1 protein-coding gene is annotated in these 504 nt (G+C 60.7%); it reads left to right on the top strand.

Annotation, left to right across the window (positions count from 1 at the left end):
* Positions 1-332, top strand: a 332-nt coding sequence (locus B879_RS24400; RefSeq protein ID WP_157231826.1) for a DUF1345 domain-containing protein, incomplete at its 5' end; no start/stop codon positions are given.
* Between the last annotated feature and the right edge of the window lie 172 nt (positions 333-504).

Genomic DNA, 504 nt, shown 5'->3' with positions numbered 1-504 from the left:
CGGGATCGGCCAGGCTGCTACTGGCATTGTTTGCCCTGATGTGCACGGCGATGTCGTGGCTGATGGTTCACACGCTCTATACGCTGCGCTACGCCACGATTTATTATGGCGCGGTTCCCGGTGGCATCAGCTTCAACCAGAACGAACCTCCGCAGTATACGGATATCGCCTACATGGCCTTCAGCGTCGGGATGACCTATCAGGTCTCGGACACCGATATCACCACCCGTGAGATGCGCTCGGCCGTTTTGCGCCACAGCCTGCTGGCGTTCCTCTTTGGCACAGGCATCCTGGCCACGACCATCAACCTGGTCGTCAGCCTGGCCGCTTAAACGCCTCGGGTGGTGGCGCTCCCCCAAGCAGCGCCACCACCCAAAACTACTGGCCGTAATTACGCCAAGCTACTTCACCCCGGCGTTGACGAACCGGTAGTTCGCCGCACGGTGCGAGTCTTGGACGCGGTCACCCTTGCCGAAGAGCTTGTTGCGCAGCGTTCCCTCGACG

The organism is Cecembia lonarensis LW9, from assembly GCF_000298295.1.
Lineage (GTDB): Bacteria > Bacteroidota > Bacteroidia > Cytophagales > Cyclobacteriaceae > Cecembia > Cecembia lonarensis.
Note: the sequence above shows the minus strand (reverse complement) of the source record. Positions and strands in the feature narration are given on the sequence as shown.